The 21,747-nt window shown below is 34.1% G+C and carries 20 protein-coding genes; 14 read left to right on the top strand and 6 right to left on the bottom strand.

Going from position 1 to position 21,747, the window contains the following annotated elements; all coding sequences use genetic code 11:
- Both A9G34_RS03630 and gapA read left to right on the top strand, forming a co-directional pair.
- Positions 1-320, top strand: a 320-nt coding sequence (locus tag A9G34_RS03630) for an integrase core domain-containing protein (RefSeq protein ID WP_141670325.1), incomplete at its 5' end; no start/stop codon positions are given.
- Positions 321-1,154: 834 nt separating this feature from the next.
- Positions 1,155-2,153 carry a glyceraldehyde-3-phosphate dehydrogenase gene (gene gapA, locus A9G34_RS03625; RefSeq protein WP_034943291.1) on the top strand — a complete coding sequence of 333 codons (999 nt, stop codon included), beginning with the start codon at positions 1,155-1,157 and terminating at the stop codon, positions 2,151-2,153.
- A gap of 82 nt (positions 2,154-2,235) precedes the next feature.
- On the opposite strand, the gene cspE is transcribed toward gapA, so the two are convergent.
- The 3 genes from cspE to yjgA all read right to left on the bottom strand — a co-directional run bounded on the left by cspE (position 2,236) and on the right by yjgA (position 4,327).
- Complete coding sequence (cspE, locus tag A9G34_RS03620; RefSeq protein ID WP_034943290.1) at positions 2,236-2,445, bottom strand: transcription antiterminator/RNA stability regulator CspE; 210 nt, start codon at positions 2,443-2,445, stop codon at positions 2,236-2,238.
- Positions 2,446-3,193: 748 nt separating this feature from the next.
- Complete coding sequence (gene ppa / locus A9G34_RS03615; RefSeq protein ID WP_034943289.1) at positions 3,194-3,724, bottom strand: inorganic diphosphatase; 531 nt, start codon at positions 3,722-3,724, stop codon at positions 3,194-3,196.
- A gap of 66 nt (positions 3,725-3,790) precedes the next feature.
- Positions 3,791-4,327 carry a ribosome biogenesis factor YjgA gene (yjgA, locus tag A9G34_RS03610; protein WP_034943288.1) on the bottom strand — a complete coding sequence of 179 codons (537 nt, stop codon included), beginning with the start codon at positions 4,325-4,327 and terminating at the stop codon, positions 3,791-3,793.
- Between the two features lie 83 nt (positions 4,328-4,410).
- Between yjgA and pmbA the strand changes: the two genes are divergently transcribed.
- The 5 genes from pmbA (at position 4,411) to recG (ending at position 12,256) form a co-directional block, all read left to right on the top strand.
- Entirely contained in the window at positions 4,411-5,763 is a 1,353-nt protein-coding gene (gene pmbA / locus A9G34_RS03605) for a metalloprotease PmbA (protein WP_065568894.1), read from the top strand.
- Between the two features lie 7 nt (positions 5,764-5,770).
- Positions 5,771-7,495 carry a SulP family inorganic anion transporter gene (locus A9G34_RS03600; RefSeq protein ID WP_218055667.1) on the top strand — a complete coding sequence of 575 codons (1,725 nt, stop codon included), beginning with the start codon at positions 5,771-5,773 and terminating at the stop codon, positions 7,493-7,495.
- Between the two features lie 247 nt (positions 7,496-7,742).
- Entirely contained in the window at positions 7,743-8,033 is a 291-nt protein-coding gene (gene rpoZ, locus A9G34_RS03595) for a DNA-directed RNA polymerase subunit omega (RefSeq protein ID WP_034943286.1), read from the top strand.
- A gap of 18 nt (positions 8,034-8,051) precedes the next feature.
- The gene (spoT, locus tag A9G34_RS03590) at positions 8,052-10,166 is read left to right on the top strand and encodes a bifunctional GTP diphosphokinase/guanosine-3',5'-bis pyrophosphate 3'-pyrophosphohydrolase (protein WP_065568893.1); all 2,115 of its coding nucleotides are present in this window, start codon (positions 8,052-8,054) and stop codon (positions 10,164-10,166) included.
- On the top strand, positions 10,163-12,256 hold the full coding sequence (gene recG / locus A9G34_RS03585) for an ATP-dependent DNA helicase RecG (protein WP_065568892.1): 2,094 nt from the start codon (positions 10,163-10,165) through the stop codon (positions 12,254-12,256). Before spoT ends, recG begins: the two co-directional genes overlap by 4 nt.
- A gap of 90 nt (positions 12,257-12,346) precedes the next feature.
- Here recG and ulaG read toward each other — a convergent pair whose 3' ends face one another.
- Positions 12,347-13,414, bottom strand: coding sequence for an L-ascorbate 6-phosphate lactonase (gene ulaG, locus A9G34_RS03580; RefSeq protein WP_065568891.1), 1,068 nt, complete (start codon positions 13,412-13,414; stop codon positions 12,347-12,349).
- Between the two features lie 26 nt (positions 13,415-13,440).
- Complete coding sequence (ulaR, locus tag A9G34_RS03575; protein ID WP_065568890.1) at positions 13,441-14,202, bottom strand: HTH-type transcriptional regulator UlaR; 762 nt, start codon at positions 14,200-14,202, stop codon at positions 13,441-13,443.
- A 425-nt stretch (positions 14,203-14,627) separates the two neighbouring features.
- Between ulaR and A9G34_RS03570 the strand changes: the two genes are divergently transcribed.
- The 5 genes from A9G34_RS03570 to A9G34_RS03550 all read left to right on the top strand — a co-directional run bounded on the left by A9G34_RS03570 (position 14,628) and on the right by A9G34_RS03550 (position 19,236).
- A complete protein-coding gene (locus A9G34_RS03570) occupies positions 14,628-16,394 on the top strand; it encodes a PTS ascorbate-specific subunit IIBC (protein ID WP_065568889.1) in 1,767 nt (588 codons plus the stop codon).
- A gap of 24 nt (positions 16,395-16,418) precedes the next feature.
- Positions 16,419-16,892 (top strand): PTS sugar transporter subunit IIA, encoded by a 474-nt coding sequence (locus A9G34_RS03565; protein ID WP_065568888.1) that lies wholly within the window; start codon positions 16,419-16,421, stop codon positions 16,890-16,892.
- A gap of 3 nt (positions 16,893-16,895) precedes the next feature.
- Positions 16,896-17,588, top strand: a complete 693-nt coding sequence (locus tag A9G34_RS03560; RefSeq protein WP_065568887.1) for an L-ribulose-5-phosphate 4-epimerase — start codon at positions 16,896-16,898, stop codon at positions 17,586-17,588.
- A 20-nt stretch (positions 17,589-17,608) separates the two neighbouring features.
- The gene (locus A9G34_RS03555) at positions 17,609-18,253 is read left to right on the top strand and encodes a 3-keto-L-gulonate-6-phosphate decarboxylase UlaD (RefSeq protein ID WP_065568886.1); all 645 of its coding nucleotides are present in this window, start codon (positions 17,609-17,611) and stop codon (positions 18,251-18,253) included.
- 95 nt (positions 18,254-18,348) lie between these two features.
- Entirely contained in the window at positions 18,349-19,236 is an 888-nt protein-coding gene (locus A9G34_RS03550) for an L-ribulose-5-phosphate 3-epimerase (protein WP_442902680.1), read from the top strand.
- Positions 19,237-19,716: 480 nt separating this feature from the next.
- Here the strand turns inward: A9G34_RS03550 and A9G34_RS03545 are convergent, their stop codons facing one another.
- A complete protein-coding gene (locus A9G34_RS03545; protein WP_034943272.1) occupies positions 19,717-20,052 on the bottom strand; it encodes a zinc ribbon domain-containing protein YjdM in 336 nt (111 codons plus the stop codon).
- 225 nt (positions 20,053-20,277) lie between these two features.
- On the opposite strand from A9G34_RS03545, the gene lptM reads away from it, so the two are divergent.
- On the top strand, positions 20,278-20,418 hold the full coding sequence (lptM, locus tag A9G34_RS10400; protein ID WP_080715838.1) for an LPS translocon maturation chaperone LptM: 141 nt from the start codon (positions 20,278-20,280) through the stop codon (positions 20,416-20,418).
- Positions 20,419-20,430: 12 nt separating this feature from the next.
- Positions 20,431-21,681: a diaminopimelate decarboxylase gene (lysA, locus tag A9G34_RS03540; protein WP_065568884.1), complete on the top strand. Its 1,251-nt coding sequence runs from the start codon at positions 20,431-20,433 to the stop codon at positions 21,679-21,681.
- Positions 21,682-21,747: the final 66 nt, after the last annotated feature.

Genomic DNA, 21,747 nt, shown 5'->3' with positions numbered 1-21,747 from the left:
CTGAATATCATGGGTATCCATTAAAAATACGAGTAGATAATGGACCAGAATTCACCGGAAAAACCTTTATAAACTGGGCTAAATCACATGATATAGCCATTGATTATATAAAGCCCGGTAGCCCTTATCAAAATGGTTACATTGAACGATTTAACCGGACTTATCGAACTGAAGTGTTAGATTTATATCTTTTTAACAACCTAGCGCAAGCAAGGAGAATAACCGAAGAATGGCTAACCATTTATAATACCGAAAGACCGCATGAGGCATTAAATAACATGACACCGATTGAGTATAAAACACTAAAACAAGCAGCTTAATTTTCTACGTGAGTTGTGTACTAAGTTTGGGGCATTTACAGTTGTTTTAATAACAAAGTATTAGTTATTAAACTGTACTAGGAAAATTAGTTTTGTTACCATTTTGTAATGAAGATCATATTAAAGCGATACCAACTAATTTTGTAACTTCTAATATTTTTATTACAATAGGTTAAAGATCTACATTATTATGAAATAAGTTCTAAAAATGTCGGTAACAAATAATAATATTACGATTAAAGTAACGTTTTAAACCTAAATTGCTACAATTTATTCTGTTGTTATAATTTTATAATAATAATTTTTACCCCATTTATAATTTATTAAAAAAATAAGATATTTTATCCGCTAATAAATCTTGTTTAGGTACTTTTAATAAAGGTAATTTAATATTTTCAATTGATTAATCTTTTACCAAAAAGAGTCTACATTATTTTTTTAATAGTTAAAAAGCCTGTTTTTCTTTCTTCAAGGATGGTTTTTATATTAGTTCCAAAACCATTTATGTCCCAATGATTTTTATATAATAACAATAAGCGAATATATATTAATCTTTTTAATTATCATCACAATTTCAAACTTATTTAGAGATATTAAAATGAGTAATCATATTAATAACAATTCTATATTGTAATTAAATTACATAATCGGTATTAATACCTACAAATTATCCTTATTTTAAAAATAAGTATTCAATATTATCTGATTATTAGGATAATTTTCAGTTTAATTTATTCTTGCGCAATTATTTGGAATCAACTTGAATAAACCATAAAAATTTGATAGTTTACTGTTAATTATTTTATCATTTAACAAATAAAGAAGGTAAGTGTTATGACAATCAAAGTAGGTATTAATGGATTTGGTCGTATTGGCCGTATTGTTTTCCGTGCAGCACAAAAACGTTCTGACATTGAGATCGTCGCAATCAATGATTTATTAGATGTTGATTATATGGCTTACATGCTTAAATATGATTCAACTCACGGCCGTTTTGATGGTACTGTTGAAGTTAAAGATGGCAAATTGGTTGTTAATGGGAAAACAATCCGTGTTACTGCTGAGAGAGATCCTGCAAACTTAAAATGGAATGAAGTAGGTGTTGATGTTGTTGCCGAAGCTACAGGTTTATTCTTAGATGATGCAACAGCTCGTAAGCACATCCAGGCTGGTGCTAAAAAAGTTGTTTTAACTGGACCTTCTAAAGATAACACTCCTATGTTCGTTATGGGTGTTAATGATAAAGATTATGCTGGTCAAGATATTGTTTCTAATGCTTCATGTACAACTAACTGTTTAGCGCCTTTAGCTAAAGTTATTAACGACAACTTTGGTATTGTTGAAGGTCTAATGACAACAGTACACGCTACAACTGCAACTCAAAAAACTGTAGATGGTCCATCACATAAAGATTGGCGTGGTGGTCGTGGTGCAGCTCAAAACATCATACCTTCATCAACAGGTGCTGCCAAAGCTGTAGGTAAAGTTATTCCTGAATTAAATGGAAAATTAACTGGTATGGCTTTCCGCGTTCCAACTCCAGACGTTTCTGTTGTTGACTTAACTGCTCGTTTATCTAAACCAGCTAAATACGAAGATATCTGTAAAGTGATTAAAGCTGCTTCTGAAGGCTCAATGAAAGGTGTTCTTGGTTATACAGAAGATGCAGTTGTTTCTACAGATTTCTTAGGTGAAGTTTGTACTTCTGTATTTGATGCGAAAGCAGGTATTCAAATCAGCGATACTTTTGTGAAGCTTGTTTCTTGGTATGACAATGAAGTGGGTTATTCTAACAAAGTATTAGATTTAATAGCTGTTGTTTCTAAAAAATAATCGTTATTAAAGCGCTAAAAAAGTAACTAAAAACGCCCATTATCAAGAATGGGCGTTTTTAATAATAATATTACTATATTAATTAAATTACGACGACTTCTGAAGCTGCTGGTCCGCGAGGGCTATCTTGGATAGCAAATTCAACTTGTTGTCCTTCTGCTAGCGTTTTAAATCCGTCACCGGAAATTGCTGAGAAGTGAACAAATACGTCTTTGCTCCCATCGGCTGGCGTGATAAACCCAAAACCTTTACTCTCGTTAAACCATTTTACTTGGCCTGTTTTCTTATTCATTTACTAGATATCCTAACAATAATTAATATTTTGCCTTTTAGGCTCGTATAGACTTTTTACGCAACATTAATAATTCAACAGATAAAAAACAACTAATAAACTACATCATAATTGTTAACCGTTTTCATAGAAATGTACTGCGTCATAAGTCTGTTACTATTACCGCATAATTTATATTTGAAAGCAAGAAATTAATGACAGTTTTTTTATCTTAGAGTGAAGTTTTTTATAAAATTTTTATATGTGTCGCATAATTTGATATATAGCAAATTATTAGCCGATAAAAAATTTTTAATTTATTTCGAAAGTAAAGAATACTAAAGTAAATTAAGTGCAGATCTAAGGAAATGAGGAAGGTTAATATTAACTATTATGTATCCAATTTATAAAAGTAAACAAATTTATAATATTATTTGTTTTATGCGTTTTTATGGACATTTTAAAAACGTGAGTTAAATGAAATAGGGTTATTCTAAATAGTCATTTTTATCTTGTTACTTTTTTATAATTTAATTTCTGCCAAAAATGTTTGGTCAGATGTAAGAAGTTAAACTCTACAATATCCAGGTAAAATCATATTGGTAACCATATTTCAAATTTTTGTGGGACTAAAAAGAATATAAATGATACATTTATAGGATGTCTTAACAAAATATTTTCGAAATCAAATTAAAAGCCATAAGATATGATCTTATAGCTTAACTTAGGTAATGAATTCTATCTGATTAAAACGTATTATTAGGTGAAACTATTTACTTTTTGCTCTTTCAAATGATTCAACAATCTCTTTACGAGCAGCTTCAGCATTCTCCCAACCTTCAACTTTAACCCATTTGCCTTTTTCAAGTGCTTTATATTGTTCAAAAAAGTGCTTAATTTGAGATTTAAGCAGTTCAGGTAAATCATTTACATCTTTAATATGGTCATACTCTTTTGATAATTTTGTATGTGGAACAGCAACAAGTTTTGCATCTTCACCTGCTTCATCCTTCATTTTTAATACACCAACTGGGCGGCAACGAATAACTGAACCTGGTTGTAATGGGTATGGAGTTGGGACTAATACATCAACTGGATCACCATCAAGTGATAAAGTATGATTAATATAACCATAATTACATGGATAAAACATTGTTGTTGACATAAACCGGTCAACAAAAACCGTACCTGTGTCTTTATCAACTTCATATTTAATTGGATCAGAATTAGCAGGAATTTCAATCACAACGTAAATATCATCGGGTAAATCTTTACCTGCAGGTACATTTAATAGTCCCATTTTAGTATCCTCTATCTTTGTTAATAATATTGTTTAATGATAAGTAAATAAGTGCGCCTATTAAAATTATTCAGTATCACTTAAATCTCTTAAGTACTGAAAAATTTGCTTGGCTACTTTTTGTGTTTTATTGGCTTCTTTTTCTTTCTTAGCTGCCCGAGCTAAAGCGCGAAGCTGCTGCCTATCAGCTGTGGGAAATAAACCAATAATAATTTCTGCATCACCTGTTTCAATCAAATCATCTCTCAGTTTTTCAATCTTATGAAACATTGCGACTTGTTGATTATGGCGATTTTTAAGTTTATCAAGTGCTTGAGTAATTGGTTCAATATCGCGGTTACGAAGTAGTTTTCCGATATATTGAATCTGTCTTCTGTATCCCTCTTTTTTAATTTTTTTTGCAAGTTCAATTGAATAACGTAAATCTTCATCAAGTGGGATCTTATCAATTTCATTTTTGCTTAAATTAACTAATTCAACTCCCAATTTCTTTAAAGCTTCAGCATCTCTTTTTATTTCACTTTTGCTGACATAAATAATTTCATCTTCAATGTCTTTTTTGTTAAATTCTTGCGCAGTGATTAATTCTTTTTGGTAATTCATAGGATTTCTTGTGTTAACAGTTAACTAAAATGTAATTCTGGCTTATTATAGCGTATCATTAGCAGAATTGTAGAAAATAATAAATGAGTATTGAACAGATAAAAAAAGATGCTATAAGCCAAAAATTACATTTATCAGCTATTGTAGCTAATGCTATAGAACAAGCTAAAAAAAGAGTCGATTCAGTGGAAGTCTCGATTAATCAAGCAACAGGACTAAGTGTAAGCACTCGCTTTGGTGAGGCCGAAAACGTAGAATTTAATAGTGATGGCGCATTAGCAATTACCGTTTTCCAAAACCAACGTAAGGGAAGTGCCTCAACCAATGATTTATCGCCAATAGCTATTTCACAAACGATTGATATGGCGATTAATATTATGCGGTACACTTCTGCTGATCCTTGCTCGGGTTTAGGCGATGTTAATCAAATGGCATTTAATCCTCCTGATTTAGATTTATTCTACCCAAGTGAGTTAAATGTTGATAAAGCCATAGAACAAGCAAAAATGGCCGAAGAAATGGCTTTGGCTCACTCTAAGCTTGTTAATAGTGATGGCGGTTATTTTAGTAGCCGATACGGGATTTATGTTTATGGTAATAGTTTAGGAATGTTACAAGGGTATTGTGCGAGTTCGCACTCACTTTCTTGCTCGGTCATTGCCGAGGAAGGTGGGCAAATGGAGCGTAATTATGCTTATACATCATCACGTGATACCAATGATTTAGCTTCCCCCTTATGGGTTGGAGAACAAGCAGCAAAAAAAGCAGTTTCTCATTTGGGCAGTAAGAAAATTTCAACTATGCAAGTACCTGTACTATTTTGTGCAGAAGTTGCAGTTGGATTACTTGGGCATTTGATAGGTGCCATAAGTGGTGGCTCAATATATCGTAAATCTTCTTTTTTATTAGACAGGTTGGGAGAATCGATTCTACCTTCTTGGACTACTATTCATGAAGATCCCCATGTTTTAAAAGGAATAGGTTCTTCACCTTTTGATAGTGAAGGTACTAAAACCATTAAACGTAATATCATTGAACAAGGTGTTTTACAAACCTATTTGCTAAGTAATTATTCTGCTAGAAAGTTAGGGTTAATTTCAACCGGTCATGCCGGTGGCATTCACAACTGGATAGTATCATCAAGCCTATATGATGCTGATTTTGATGCGATGCTTAAGAAATTAGATAAAGGGATAATGATTACTTCATTAATGGGGCAAGGTGTTAATATTGTTACGGGTGATTATTCTCGTGGAGCAACGGGTTTTTGGGTTGAAAATGGAAAGATTCAATATCCAGTTAGTGAAATTACTATTGCTGGTAATCTGAAAGATATGTATAAAAATATTGTCGCAATTGGTAATGATGTCGAAACAAGAACGAATATTCAATGTGGTTCAATTTTGATTGATAATATGAGTATAGCAGGGAAATAAGAGCAGTATGGGCAGATTTTTACATAGTACCTTTTTTCAAAAAATAACTTCATGGATGCCGGGGTTAAGTAGTTTATTACAATATAAGCGAGAATATTTTACTTTTGATCTTAAAGCTGGCTTATCGGTTGCTGCTGTTTCGTTACCTGTGTCCATTGCTTATGCTGAATTAACGGGAGTCGGTGCAATAGCAGGGCTATATTCAACTATTTTACCTTTAATTATGTATGCGCTTTTTGGCTCTTCTAAACAACTAATTGTTGGGCCTGATACAGCAACTTGTGCGGTGGTTGCTGCTGTTGTATTGCCGTTAGCGGTTAATGATCCTGTATTACGTTGGCAATTAGTTGTTATATTAACAATTATGATCGGTATTTGGTGTATTATTGCCGGGAAGTTGCATCTTGGTGCACTGGCTGACTTACTGAGTCAACCTATTTTAATTGGTTTGCTTAATGGAATTTCAATTACTATTATGGTTGATCAATTAGCTAAAACATTAGGATTTCATTATGATTATTCCTATTTGATTGAGCGAATTATTTATTTTCCATTTAAGATATTCCAAATTCATATAGGAACAGCACTAGTTTCATTTTTTACTTTGCTGATTTTAGTTAGTTTAAAGCGATTAAAACCACAATATCCAGCTCCACTGTTAGCTGTTATTGTGATGACGATATTTTCATGGTTGTTTAATTTTGATCATTTTAATATTCGTATTATTGGTAATGTGAGCAGTGATTTTATTCCTGTCGAATCATGGATTGATTTTGATAAAGGTTTAATGCGTGATTTAGTTGTACCTTCGCTTAATATTGCTATCATCTGTTTTGTTAGTATGATGATAACAGTACGTAGTTTTGCTTCTAAAAATAACTATGAAACAAATGCCGATGTCGAATTTAAAGCGTTAGGTATGGCTAATATTGCAGCAGGGCTATCACAAGGTTTTGTCGTTAGTGGTACATCATCAAGAACTGCTGTGAATGATGCAAATGGGGGTAAAACACAGCTAGTTTCAATTATTGCCGCAATCTTAATTGGTTTTGTAGTAATGTTTTTGCTTTCCCCTTTGCAGTATATTCCAACTTGTGTATTAGGGGTGATTTTAATTTATTCTTCAATTTCCTTAATTAATTTTCAAACGATCATTCGCTTTTTTAAATTTGATCGTGACGCTTTTTATTTAAGCTTATCAACTCTAATTGCGGTACTCTTAATTGGAATTATTCCAGGTATGGCTCTTGCTGTTTTATTAGGTCTATTTTTATTTTTACGACGTATATTTAGACCTAAAGATCAACTATTAGGCATTGATGAAAGTGGGAGAATTCATTCATTAGGACAAGGTGTTAATCCAGTAAATAATACCATTATTTATAGATTTAACTCTCCATTAACCTATTTTAATATTGCCTATTTTAAAAGAAGAATTATTAATTTTATTGATGAAGCAGAGGAACCAATTAACTATGTTATTGTTGACGCAATACCCTGCTTTACCTATAAAGATGTCAGCGTAATATCGGGCATTGATGAACTAGTCAGATCGCTGAAAATACGTAATGTTGTTTTGATTTTATCGGGTAGACGAAAAACACTTAAAAATTGGTTTAAACAAATGAATATTAATCTCGATGATAAATGTATTGAAATTACTTATGATCTTTATTTCGCTGTTCGATTAGTTCAAAGCAGGAGACATATGGAAAAAAATAAGTTTGATTAATCTGCATTATATTTATTTTTAATAAATTAAGGAGTAAGCAACCTGTCTCCTCAACAGAAAATGTATAAAAATTAACATTAGATTCAATGTTATTAATAAATATTTTACAAAAAATAGCTTTTTGTTTTTTTGAGAACTTTTCTATTTTAATAATAGTAAGATATTAATATAGACAATTCCCTACAAATTTAAGTAAAATAATAGATCTTTTAAATTAAGCAAACAAGTAAAATCATCAGAGGTAAAAATGGCTCGTGTAACTGTCCAAGATGCAGTAGAAAAAATAGGTAATCGCTTTGATCTCGTTTTAGTTGCAGCAAGGCGTGCTCGCCAATTACAAGTCGAAAATAAATCACCACTAATTCCCGAAGAAAACGACAAAGAAACTGTTGTTGCTTTGCGTGAAATTGAAGATGGTCTTGTAAATAAAAATATTCTTGATACTGCTGATTTTCAAACACGCCAAGAAGAAGAGGCAGAAGTACTTTCTACTCTGCATGAATCGATTCTCCTTGAAAATACGCCATCGTACGAATAAGCTTAACAGGAATTGCCTATGCAATATTTTGATAGCTTAAAAGAAATCATTACGTCGTATCTTCCTCCTAAACAAGTTGAGATTATACAAGGTGCTTATCTTTTTGCTAAGAAAGCTCATCAAGGGCAATTCCGAAGTAGTGGTGAATCATATATAACTCATCCCATTGCAGTTGCAGCAATATTGGCCGAGATGCGGCTTGATTGTGATACAATTATCGCTGCACTTTTGCATGATACCATAGAAGATACAACAGTAACTTTTCAAGATATCACCAATCATTTTGGTAAACATATTGCCATTCTCGTTGAGGGTGTATCTAAGCTTGATAAATTAAAGTTTCGTAATAGACAAGAAGCACAAGCCGAAAATTTTCGGAAAATGATGCTTGCAATGGCTGAAGATGTTAGGGTTATTTTGATTAAACTTGCTGACCGTACGCACAACATGAGAACTCTTGCTGCGTTAAGGCCTGATAAGCGGCGTCGGATTGCAAAAGAAACGCTAGAAATTTATGCACCACTAGCACATCGTCTCGGTATTCATCATATCAAAACAGAGCTCGAAGTTTTAGGCTTTACAGCTATGCATCCAAACCGAGCAAAAGTCATCGAAAAAGTTATCAAGTCCGCTCGAGGAACAAGAAAAGAACTTATTCAGCAGATCTTATCTGAGATCAGAAGTCGATTATTAGAAGCCCACATTGATGCAGAAGTTGAAGGATTAGAAAAAAATATTTATGTGATTTATCAGAAAATGCAAATGCGCGAGCAGCATTTTCATTCAATTATGGATATTTATATTTTTAGAATTTTGGTGAAAGATATTGATGCTTGTTACCGTGCACTTGGCCTTGTGCATAATCTTTATAAACCACGCCTTAATCGTTTTAAAGACTATATTGCTATTCCAAAAGCGAATGGTTATCAATCATTACATTCTTCATTAATTGGTCCACATGGCACACCAGTTGAGGTTCAGATCCGTACTGAAGATATGGATCAAATGGCTGAAATGGGAGTAGCTGCGCATTGGGTTTATCATGAAAACAATGCGCTCAATAATACAACAGCACAAATTAAAGCTCAACGTTGGATGCAAAGCTTACTTGAATTGCAACAAAGTGTAGGTAATTCATTTGAGTTTATAGAAAACGTAAAATCAGATTTATTTCCTAAAGAGATTTATGTTTTTACACCAAAAGGTCGTATAGTGCAGTTACCAGAAGGAGCGACTGCAGTTGATTTAGCTTATGCAGTCCATTCAGATATTGGATATCAATGTATTGGTGCAATTGTGGATCGTAAGCCATATCCTCTTTCACAACCCTTAAGTAACGGGCAAACGGTTGAAATTATTACTTCTCAAGAGAGTAGACCTAATGCTAACTGGTTAAATTTTGTAGTTAGTGCTAAAGCTCGATCGCGCATTCGTCAAGCGTTAAAAACATTAAAACGTGAAGATGCAATTGAATTAGGTCGACGATTGCTAAACCTATCCTTGCTTAGATCTGGTGGTATTAATGCGCTTTCTATAAAACAGAAAAATAAGATTATTGAGTTAACAAAATTGCAATCTTTTGATGATGTGTTAGCGGAAATTGGGCTTGGAAATATCATGAGCCATTTTATTGCTAAAGGAATAGTACACGAAGAATTATTTCAAGATTTGTCTGAGACAAATAAAACACTTGTTATCACTGGTAGTGAAGGTGTTTTAGTGACCTTTTCAAAATGTTGTCATCCAATTCCTAATGATCCTATTGTTGGGTTGGTTAGCCCAGAAAAAGGATTAACAGTGCATCATGAATCTTGCCGAAATGTTTCTGGTTATCAAAACAACCCCGAACAATATATTTTAACAAGATGGGCGCTAGATATTACACAGCTATTTGTCGCTGAAATTTGGGTGGATATTACCAATAATCAAGGATCACTTGGACATATTCTTTCTATCATTAATGATGAGCAAGCACATATACAATGGCTTAATACTGAAGAAAAAGATAGGCAAATTTACACGATTATCCTTCAAATTGAAGTTAAGAATACACAAAAACTTAATGATTTAATGCGGAAAATCTCATTTCAGCAAGATGTTGTTAGTGTCACTCGTAATGTTAATCAGCGATGATGAGCCGATTTTTTAGTCAACTGCCATTGATACAATTAACGGGTATTGGGAGTAATCTAGAAAAAAAATTCCATACACTGGGCATATACACAGTTCAAGATTTATTATTGCATTTTCCTCTACGTTATGAGGATCGTACTTCTTCATGTGCCATTGGAGATGTTTCTATAGGTGAATACACCACTATAGAAGGGCGGATTATAAAAAGTGAAGTAATTTTTAGACGCCGACAAATGTTAATCTGTCATATTCAAGACGACTCAGGTATTGCGATATTAAGATTCATGCATTTTAATGCTGGAATGAAAGCAAGCTTAGTTCCGGGAAAATGGATCACGGCTTACGGTGAGGTTAAAAACGGAAAAACGTATCCCGAAATTATTCATCCCCAATTTAAAATAAAGACAAACCTTCAAGAAAAAACGGTTAATTTGGAGGATAACCAAGAACGTTTTACACCTATTTATTCCACAACCTATGGATTGACTCAGAATGTCATTCGTAAATTAATTCAATCAGCTTTACTATTACTTAAACGTAATCTTCCTGAGGAGATTTTGCCAGAAAAGCTGGCAAGTCGTTATTTAAGTGCATATGACTCACTAAATATTATCCACAATCCACCAATTGATACTGAGATTAAACTGTTAGAATCGGGTGAACATCCTGCGATTAAACGTTTTATTTTTGAAGAGTTAATTGCTTACCATTTAAGTATGTTGATGATAAAAAAACATAACCAAAACCAGCGATCGCATCCATTTTATCCAAGCCAGCGCTTAATTAAGCCATTTTTATCCTCATTACCTTTTACGCCAACTCGTGCTCAGCAACGCGTTGTGCAAGATATCTATCAAGATATGACCAAAGCAGTGCCCATGATGCGATTAATTCAAGGTGATGTAGGTTCTGGTAAAACGTTAGTTGCTGCTTTAGCTGCATTAAATGCGATTGAAAACGGTAATCAAGTGGTGTTAATGGCGCCGACCGAAATATTAGCTGAACAGCACTATAACAATTTCAATAATTGGTTTACGCCGTTAGGGATTAGCCTTGAATGGTTATCTGGTCGATTAACCGCTAAAAATAAGCAGCTTCGTTATGAACGTATTAAAAATGGTGAAATCACCATGTTAATTGGTACGCATGCAGTGTTTGTGGATAAAGTTGAGTTTGCTTCGTTAGGATTAGTCATTATTGATGAACAGCATCGCTTCGGTGTAAACCAACGTTTAACTCTTTGGGAAAAAGGTATTAAAAATAACTTTCATCCACACCAATTAATTATGACTGCAACGCCGATTCCTCGAACACTAGCCATGACAGTATATGCAGATTTAGATGTTTCTATCATTGATGAATTACCGCCTGGGCGAACGCCCATTACTACAGTTGTCATACCTAATACTCGTCGTGATGAAATTATTGAACGTGTCAACCAAGCTTGCCTTGATAACCGCCAAGTTTATTGGGTTTGTACATTAGTTGAAGAATCTGAAATGCTTGATGCCCAAGCTGCTGAAATACTTGTAGAAGAATTACAACAAAGATTGCCACATCTTAATATTGCTTTAGTACACGGCAAAATGAAATCAGATTTAAAACAATCAGTCATGCAAGACTTTAAAGCTGGAATGATTCAACTACTTGTTGCTACAACGGTTATTGAAGTCGGTGTTGATGTGCCTAATGCGAGTTTAATGATTATCGAAAATGCAGAACGATTAGGCTTAGCTCAATTACATCAATTGCGAGGGCGAGTAGGGCGTGGAACGGCGGTATCGCATTGTGTGCTTATGTATCAAGCGCCTTTAAGCAAAGTTGCCCAAGCACGCATGAAGGTAATGCGTGAAAGTACAGATGGATTTGTTATTGCCCAAAAAGATCTTGAACTTCGTGGTGGTGGCGAAATTTTAGGTACTAGGCAAATGGGAGTGGCTAATTTTAAAGTTGTTGATCTAATTCGTGATCAACATTTGATTAGTGAAGTACAACAAGCCTCTTATGATATCCAAACAAATCACCCACAAAGCGCAGCGCAATTAGTTGATTGTTGGCTTCCAAATCGTGAAAAGTATATTAATGCTTGATTAATAATGTTAAGTTAGATTGACGTGTGGATGATAAAATTATCATTTGAATCCGTCCACACGTTAAAGTCTAATAGCTAAATTCGCCGATTATAAGAATGAGCGATACGGCAACTCTGGTTCATCGATAAAAATATCTCTAAAGCCACGATAATGTTGATAATGCATTTTATTCTTATCGGTTGGGTAAGTATATTTACCACCAACTTGCCAAAAGAAAGGTGTAAATTTATAATCAAGACGATCTTTTTTCATTTTCCATAAAACTTCAATTTCACGAGGATCGCTTTGGAAGTTTGCCCAAATATCATGGTGGAAAGGGATCACAACTTGAGTATTAAGAGATTCAGCTGCTCGCAAAATATCGGCCGATGTCATTTTATCGGTCACGCCACGAGGATTTTCGCCATAAGACAGCAGTGCTACATCAATTTTGTAATCATTCCCATGTTTGGCATAATAGTTAGAATAGTGGGAATCACCAGAGTGATACAGTGAACCGCCTGATGTTTCAAATAGGTAATTTACCGCTCTATCATTCATACCATCTAAAATAGATTTATCGGTTGATGATACGCCTTTTGGCAAAGTCACCAACGATGTTCTATCAAAAGAGTCTAATACTCGAATTGTAATATCACCTACCTCAATTGTTTCTCCCACTTTAGCAACAATACAACGTTCTTCAGGTACGCCCCAGCTTTTCCATAATTCCACACAAGCTTTTGGACCAATAAATTTTACTTTGGGTGAACAGTTTTGAATAACCGCAGCAGCAACATTTACATCAATATGATCGGCATGATCATGCGTTGCCATCACTGCATCAATTTTTTTTATTGCAAAAGGATCAAGAACAAATGGACTGGTTCTTAAGTTAGGCTGCAATTCACGGACTCCACCCATTCGCATCATTTGGTGTTGCTTGTTCATTAATGGGTTTGCGTGAGTTTTTTTACCAGTACCACACCAAAAATCAACAGATATATTGGTATTACCTGCTGATTTCAACCAAATACCTGTACAAGCAAGCCACCACATAGTAAATGTATTGGGTTTAACCTCTGTAGCTTCAATCTCCTCATTAAGCCAAGTTCCCCACTCAGGAAATGTATTTAATATCCACGATTCACGGGTAATTTCATTTACTTTACTCATACTCTGTTCCTTTTACAATTTAATAGTTAAACTAAAATAACTTCAACGCCTTGCTCCTTAATGCATTCAATTACGTCCTTATTGGCTTGTTTTCCAGTAATCAAAATATCAATTTTATTTACTGGGCAAAAAAGCATGCCAGAATTGGCCTTAGTATCAATTTTTGAGCTATCAACGACCACAACTAATTTTTCAGTTTTTTCCAATATTTGTTGTTCAGCTATAGCACCTAGAATTTCGTTTTTATAAAGACCAGTTGGTGTTAATGTTTTACCACTAGTAAACATCCACTTGCCAGCATAAGAATCGGTTATGTTAGCAATAGGGTTAAGAATAATATTTTGTGTTTTGTTATATAATCCACCCATAATGATGACATTTTCATGATCATGCTCAATTAAATAACAAGCTAATGGAAAATAATTAGTAATAATTGAAACATCTTTCCCACACAGTTCACGCCCTAGTAAAAAAGCTGTCGATCCACAATTTATAACAATATTTTCATCACTGTTGCATAACTGTGCAGCACGAATTGCAATACGTGCTTTTTCGTGATAATGATCGGTATTGTTGTTGTCAATCGGTGCCCAGATTGGTTTTACTTCTTCTAATCGCATAACGCCATTACGAACTTTTTTAACTCGCCCTTCCTGATCAAGCTTAGTAATATCTCGCCTTGCTGTTGCTGGCGATATAGCAAAGTTTGCGATCAACTCAGTCACTTTAACCATACCTTTTTCGTTTACCAACGCTACTATTTCGTTATGCCGTGTAATTTCGTTCATTTTTATATTTTATGATTAAATTTGATTATTTTATCGTAATTTTTATTTATGTTGTTGTCAATTATTATAATTTAATTTATTAATGATTAATTATTTAATATGTTGATAATAATGCTTATTTTTATTTTTTTCTTGTAATTTTTTATAAATTGTGATGACTGTCACAGATATTATAATGGTTATCATAGAAAAGTGATCTTTATCAAAGTAATCATAAATAATCATTGAGTGATTTGTTTTGATTGTAGAATATAGTAAGTGCTATCTAATAAGTCATTACGAATAACATTAAAGTGATCAGCGTTTCCATTCATTCACTTTGCAGGTTGTAAGTATTTTGATGAGAGGCATTTAGCTAAAACGCAATATCAAAATGTAGTGTTGTAAGGACAATAAGAAATGTCAATAACTGATGAGAGGAACATATGGAAGCAATCTATAACGTATTTTATATTTTTTATAGTCAAGTGATGACAAAAGCGCCTTTGTTACTTGGCTTAGTGACGATGCTTGGTTATTGTTTATTACGTAAAGATCTAACTACAGTGTTAAAAGGTACAATTAAGACCATTGTTGGATTTATGCTATTGCAAGTTGGATCTGGTGTGTTGGTTTCAACATTTAAACCTGTTATTGCTAAACTTGCAGAATACCATGGTATTAAAGGCTCAATTATTGATACTTATGCCTCTATGGTGGCCGTTGAAAATGGTATGGGTGAGCACTATTCATGGGTAGGTTATGCAGTTTTACTCGCTTTAGCTATCAATATTTTATTAGTTATTTTTCGACGCCTGACAGGTATTCGAACTATTATGTTAACTGGTCATATTATGTTCCAACAGGTCGGTTTAATTGCACTATTTTACTTTCTTTTTGGCTACAGCATGTGGGAAACCATCATCTATTCGGCTATTATCACCGCACTTTATTGGGGCATATTTTCTAATATGATGTTCAAACCAACCGAAGCGGTAACTGGTGGAGCTGGGTTTTCAATTGGTCATCAGCAACAGCTAGGTTCTTGGATTGCGGTTAAAGTGGCACCAAAATTAGGTGATAAAAACGACACAGTTGATAATCTAAAATTACCAAAATGGTTACATATTTTTCATGATAGTATTGCTGCAACCACAATCGTAATGACGATTTTCTTCGGTATTATATTACTTTCCTTTGGGTTAGATAATTTACAAACAATGGCAGGTTCCACTCATTGGACTATCTACATCTTTGAAACAGGGCTTAAATTTGCCGTCGCAATTCAAGTTATTGTTGGTGGTGTACGCATGTTTGTTGCTGAATTATCTGAAGCTTTCAAAGGTATTTCAGAAAAACTGATCCCTAACGCAGTATTAGCCATTGACTGTGCGGCAATTTACGCTTTTTCTCCAAATGCGATGGTATTTGGTTTTATTTGGGGGGCATTAGGGCAATTCTTAGCGATTGGCTTGCTCCTTATCTTCAAATCGCCAATTATGATTATTCCGGGATTTATACCGATGTTCTTCTCCAATGCAACTATCGGAGTATTTGCTAACCATTTCGGTGGATGGAAAGCGGTAATGAAAATATGTTTTTTCATGGGAATGATAGAGGTATTTGGTTCAGCTTGGGTGATTAATATCTTTGCGCAAAACAGCACGCCAATTGATTCATGGATGGGTATGGCAGATTGGGCAATTTTATTCCCACCGATTTTGCAAGGTTTGTCTTATTCTCATTTATTTATCTATGTACTGATAGCACTTGCGTTAATTTACATGTTTTTTGCTGCTAAACAGTTGCGCCAGGAAGAGTCCATACAACAAAAAAAACCAGAAATTAACGATGAACATCAAGATATTAACGAAGCTGTACTTGAAAAAATGGATGAAGTTGCTGTGAGTGAAGGTCGTCCAGTGCGGATTTTAGCGGTATGCGGTAGTGGGCAAGGTTCATCAATGATGATGAAAATGAAAATCGCCAATTATCTAAATAAAAAAGGTATTCCAAACGAAATGGACTCCTGTGCTGTAACAGATTACAAATCACGTTTGCCAAATGTCGATATCATCGTCGCTTCTAAGCATCTTATTCATGAAATCGAAGTTAATGAAGGTCAACATGCATTAGGTGTGCAAAATATGCTAAACCCCCACACCTTTGGCGATGAGCTTATAAAACTGATTGAGCAAGTGCTTTTAAAATAGATTTTAAATACTAAGGAGTACACCATGGCTTTAAAAGAATCATTAATTGAAAATAACTCTATTTTACTCAAGGCTGAGGCATCAAATTGGCAAGAAGCAGTTAAATTGGGTACGGATATGTTAGTTGCTTCTAAGGCAATAGAACCTTCTTATTACGATGCCATTATCCGCTGCGTCAATACAATGGGTCCTTACATTATTATTGCACCAAACTTTGCCATGCCACACGCAAGGCCTGAAGACGGTGTAAATCGTACTGCTTTTGCTTTGGTGACTTTAAAAAATCCTGTCTATTTTGATGGTGAAGCTGAGCCTGTTGATGTCTTAGTGACATTAGCAGGTAGCACGTCTGATCAGCATATGGAAGGATTAATGGAAGTGACTCAAATCTTAGATGATGAAAATAGTGAAACAGGAGTTGATCTTGATAAATTAAGGCGTTGTAACACCAAAGAAGATGTGTATGCCGTTATCGATCAGGCATTAAATGGAGGCTGAATTATGTATCAAGCTTTAAAAGAACGTGTTTTAAACGCTAATTTATTACTGCCCAAATATAATTTGGTCACCTTTACTTGGGGTAATGTATCTGAAATCGATCGCGATAAAGGTCTTATCGCTATTAAACCTTCTGGTGTTGAATATAGCAATATGAAGGTGGATGATATTGTGATTGTTTCGCTAACGGGCGATATTTTAGATGGAAAATTAAATCCTTCCAGTGATACCGCAACACATATTGAGTTGTATAAAGCATTTCCACAGATTGGCGGTATTGTGCACACCCATTCTCGTTACGCTACCATTTGGGCTCAAGCTGAATTAGATATTCCAGCACTGGGCACCACTCATGCTGATTACTTTTATGGCGATGTGCCTTGTACACGTGAACTAACCGATAGTGAAATTACAACTGATTACGAAAAAAATACAGGATTAGTAATAATAGAAGAATTTAAACGCCGAAGCTTAGATCCTGTTGCTATGCCTGGCGCTATCATATCAGGTCATGCCCCATTTTGTTGGGGTAAAAACGCCTTAGATGCGGTGCATAATGCTGTAGTACTTGAAGAAGTAGCAATGATGGCGCTTTCAACTCGGCAACTTAATCAAACAATCAAAATACAACAAACATTATCTGACAAGCACTATTTTCGCAAACATGGTGCGAATGCTTACTACGGTCAAAAATAACAAATATTAAGGAGAACAACATGACAGCACCTAAATTACAAATAGCATTAGATCAAACTGAATTAACACCTGCACTAGATGTGGCAAAAAATGTAGCAGGGTTTGTTGATATTATTGAAGTTGGCACCATTCTTGCCTTTGCCGCGGGTATGCAAAGTGTAAAACGGTTAAGAGAACTCTACCCAAATCACATTTTAGTGTGTGATTTAAAAACCACTGATGGAGGAGCGATATTGGCAAAAATGGCGTTTTCAGCTGGAGCCAATTGGTTAACCGTATCAGCTGCAGCTCATATTGCAACTGTAGAAGCATGTAAAAAAGTGGCTGATGAATTTAATGGTGAAATTCAAATCGAATTGTATGGCCATTGGACTTTAGATGATGCCAGAGCTTGGCGAAAACTTGGCATTAAGCAAGCGATATACCATCGCTCTCGTGATGCAGAATTAGCAGGTATTGGTTGGGGTGAAGATGATATAATTAAAATGCGTCAATTGTCTGATTTAGGGCTTGAACTATCAATTACTGGTGGAATTGTGCCAGAAGATATTCATCTATTTGCAGGCATAAAAACCAAAGCCTTTATTGCCGGTCGTGCGCTGGCTAACGAAAACGGTCAAAAAACGGCACAAGCATTAAGAGAGCAGATCGCAAAATATTGGTAACAACCACATGTAGCTGAACAAATCGGCTACATGGTTTCTTTTCATATAAAAAATAGGTTATCGCCATGCCACAAAGTAAAAATATATCAAAAAAACTGTATCAACCCCAAAATACGCCTCGTATTGGTATTTATGAAAAAGCCCTACCTAACCAGCTATTATGGCAAGATAAATTACAAGTAACTAAAGATTTAGGATTTGATTTCATTGAAATTTCTATCGATGAATCGGATGAACGTCGCGCCAGATTAGATTGGTCTGACGATGAGATCTATTCACTCAGACATCAATGCGAAAAAATCGGAATTCCTCTACATTCCATGTGCTTAAGCGCACATCGTAAATATCCATTTGGTTCAGCCAATAATGATATCCGTAGTGAAGCCCAAATCATTATGGACAAAGCCATTACGCTAGCTTATAAGTTAGGAATAAGAGTGATCCAACTTGCTGGCTATGATGTTTATTATGAACCTGCTGACTTACAAACGCATCAGCGTTTTATTCAAGGTATGCAGTGGGCAGTTAAGCAAGCAGAACGAGCAGGGGTAATGTTAGCGGTTGAAATTATGGATACGCCGTATCTTAACAGTTTAAGCAAATTCGAAATCCTCAAAAAAAATATCGATTCTCCTTACTTTATGGCTTACCCTGATGTTGGAAATATTACTGGTTGGAATTATGATACTTGCACTGAACTTATGTTAAGTCGTGACCATATTGTCCAAATTCATCTAAAAGACACATTTAAAGTTAAAGCTGATTATTCTGGGCAATTTAGGGATCTAGTCATTGGTGAAGGTGAAGTTGATTTTGCCGCTATTTTTGCAACACTTCGTACCATGAATTATGTTGCGCCATTGGTAATTGAAATGTGGGCAAAAGATGATAAATGGCAAGAAAATATCATGATTGCTCAAAAAAGGTTAAAAACAATAGGGCAAAAGGCGAAATTTCCTATATTTAGTAAATTGTACAATTAATAGTTATCTAGCTATTATTAAATGCTCTACCTAATTGATAAAATTGTATAATTTTTAACTATCTAAATATAGTGCAGCGTTAAAAGTAAGAAATTGTCTATGATAAAAGTAAAAGAGGATTTGGACATGAAAAAATTTATACAGGGCTTTTCTAAGTGTTTTTAATCGTATCTAAAAGTTAGGTAGTACAGGACAATGGATTAAAAAATTAAAGGTTATTTAATATAAAAAAGTATTATTTTATTTCTTAACCCTTTTGGATTGAATCGGAAGAGCGAAGGCTTTTACTTCCGATTAATATATTGAGAAAAACAATATTTTTTCTGAAATTGAAAACTTAAAATATCTTTTAATATGTCAAATATAATTATGTCATATTTTGTTATATAGTATTTCTCAATTCTTTCAGTTCTATATATTATTGGAATTTATGTCTTGCTTTTTCTAACTATCTTTGTCCTCTTTGTGTCAAAGCGGGCATTAGGCTTTTTTTACAAAGCAAGCTTTAAGCATAATTTTTATTCCGTCAATTTTACAATCGATTTCATGATCGCCTTCAACTAAACGAATACCTTTAGCTTTAGTTCCTTTTTTTAAAACTGTTGAAGACCCTTTCAATTTGAGATCTTTTATAAGCAAAATATCATCACCATCCGCAAGTAAATTACCATTACTGTCTTTAACCTCTAATTGAGATGATTCAGTAGTTGTTTGATTTGGATCCCACTCATGTGCGCAAATTGAGCAGACAATTAAATTACCATCAGGATAAGTATATTCCGAACTACAATCGGGACAGTTAATTGTTGATTCCATCTTGTTTCCTAATTATTTAAAAACTAGATTATAGCATAAGTAATACAAATTTTATTGAAATTACTATATACATTATATTTATTATCTAAAAAATAACATGAATATAAAGATTTGATGAAAAATTCAGTTTTTTTAATTATAAAGACTTTATTATTTGCTCTTTGCACGAATAGGGGTATCGTGTAATATAGTGGCATCATAAAAAATAAAAATTGTGAACGTTGTATGAAACCATCTATTAAATTACTTTCAATGCTTTTATTTATACTGTCATTAGTTGGTTGTGGATTAAAAGGTCCACTTTATTTTCCTACAAATGGGGCAATGGCATTAACTCAATTACAGTTATTCGATAAAATCGCTTAGCGGGATAGATGAATGGATTTTTTACATTATCAAAACGGCCATTTAAAAGCTGATAAAGTAGCAATTTCTGATCTTGCAGCGCAATATGGTACCCCATTGTATGTTTACTCTGCAAACTATATTGTCAAGCAATTTTTAGCTTATGAACGATCACTTACAAATTATAAACATTTAGTTTGTTATGCGGTTAAAGCAAATAGCAATTTATCGGTTTTAAATTTATTGGCTAAATTGGGGGCTGGTTTTGATATTGTTTCACAAGGTGAATTGGAACGAGTGCTTAAAGCGGGTGCAGATCCTAAAAAGATTGTTTTTTCTGGTGTGGCTAAATCCATTGTTGAGATTGAACGGGCATTACAAGTTAACATTAAGTGTTTTAATGTTGAATCTGAAGCTGAGTTATACCGTATAGATCAAGTAGCTAAACGTTTGGGTACAGTCGCGACTATTTCTTTAAGAATTAATCCTGATGTGGATGCCAAAACTCATCCTTATATTTCAACAGGCTTACGCGAAAATAAGTTTGGCATTAGTTATCAGCTGGCACTCGATGTATATCGTAAAGCCCAAACGTTAACCAATATAAAAATTGCCGGTATTGATTGCCATATTGGATCACAATTAACAGAATTATCTCCATTTCTAGATGCTGCTGATCGTGTACTTAAATTGGTTGATCAACTAAAATCAAACAATATTCATATTGAACATATTGATTTAGGCGGAGGATTGGGAGTTTGTTATGATAATGAAAATCCGCCGAAAGCATCAATACTTGTTAAGGAATTAGTCAAAAAGTTAGCAAATTATAAGGGTATTGAAATCATATTTGAACCAGGTCGGTCAATTGTTGCTAATGCAGGTCTATTAATTACAAAAGTGGAATATCTCAAACATCAAGATAATAATCATTTTGCTATTGTTGATGCAGGTATGAATGATTTAATTCGCCCATCACTTTATAAAGCTTGGATGAAAGTTTTGCCAGAATTAGAACCACAAGTTGATGATGAAAAATATATTTACAATGTTGTTGGACCGATTTGTGAATCAAGCGATGTTTTAGCTTATCAGAGAGAGCTTTCTATTAAACAAGATGATTTACTTGTTGTATGTAGTGCTGGCGCTTATGGGTTTAGTATGGCTTCCAATTATAACAGCCATCGACGTCCGGCCGAAGTAATGTTGGTTGATGAACAACAGCATAAACTAATTCGTAAGCGTGAATCATTTGATGATTTATGGCGTGGAGAGATTGTTTGATAATTTTTAGCCAATAAGCAAACAGTAAAATTAAAAGATAATAGCGTTTTATAATATAAGGTAAAT

The sequence above is a fragment of the Gilliamella sp. Choc4-2 genome (genome assembly GCF_001690355.1).
Classification (GTDB): domain Bacteria; phylum Pseudomonadota; class Gammaproteobacteria; order Enterobacterales; family Orbaceae; genus Gilliamella; species Gilliamella apicola_A.
The sequence above is the reverse complement of the archived record's forward strand: the minus strand, read 5'-3'. Positions and strand labels throughout refer to the sequence as shown.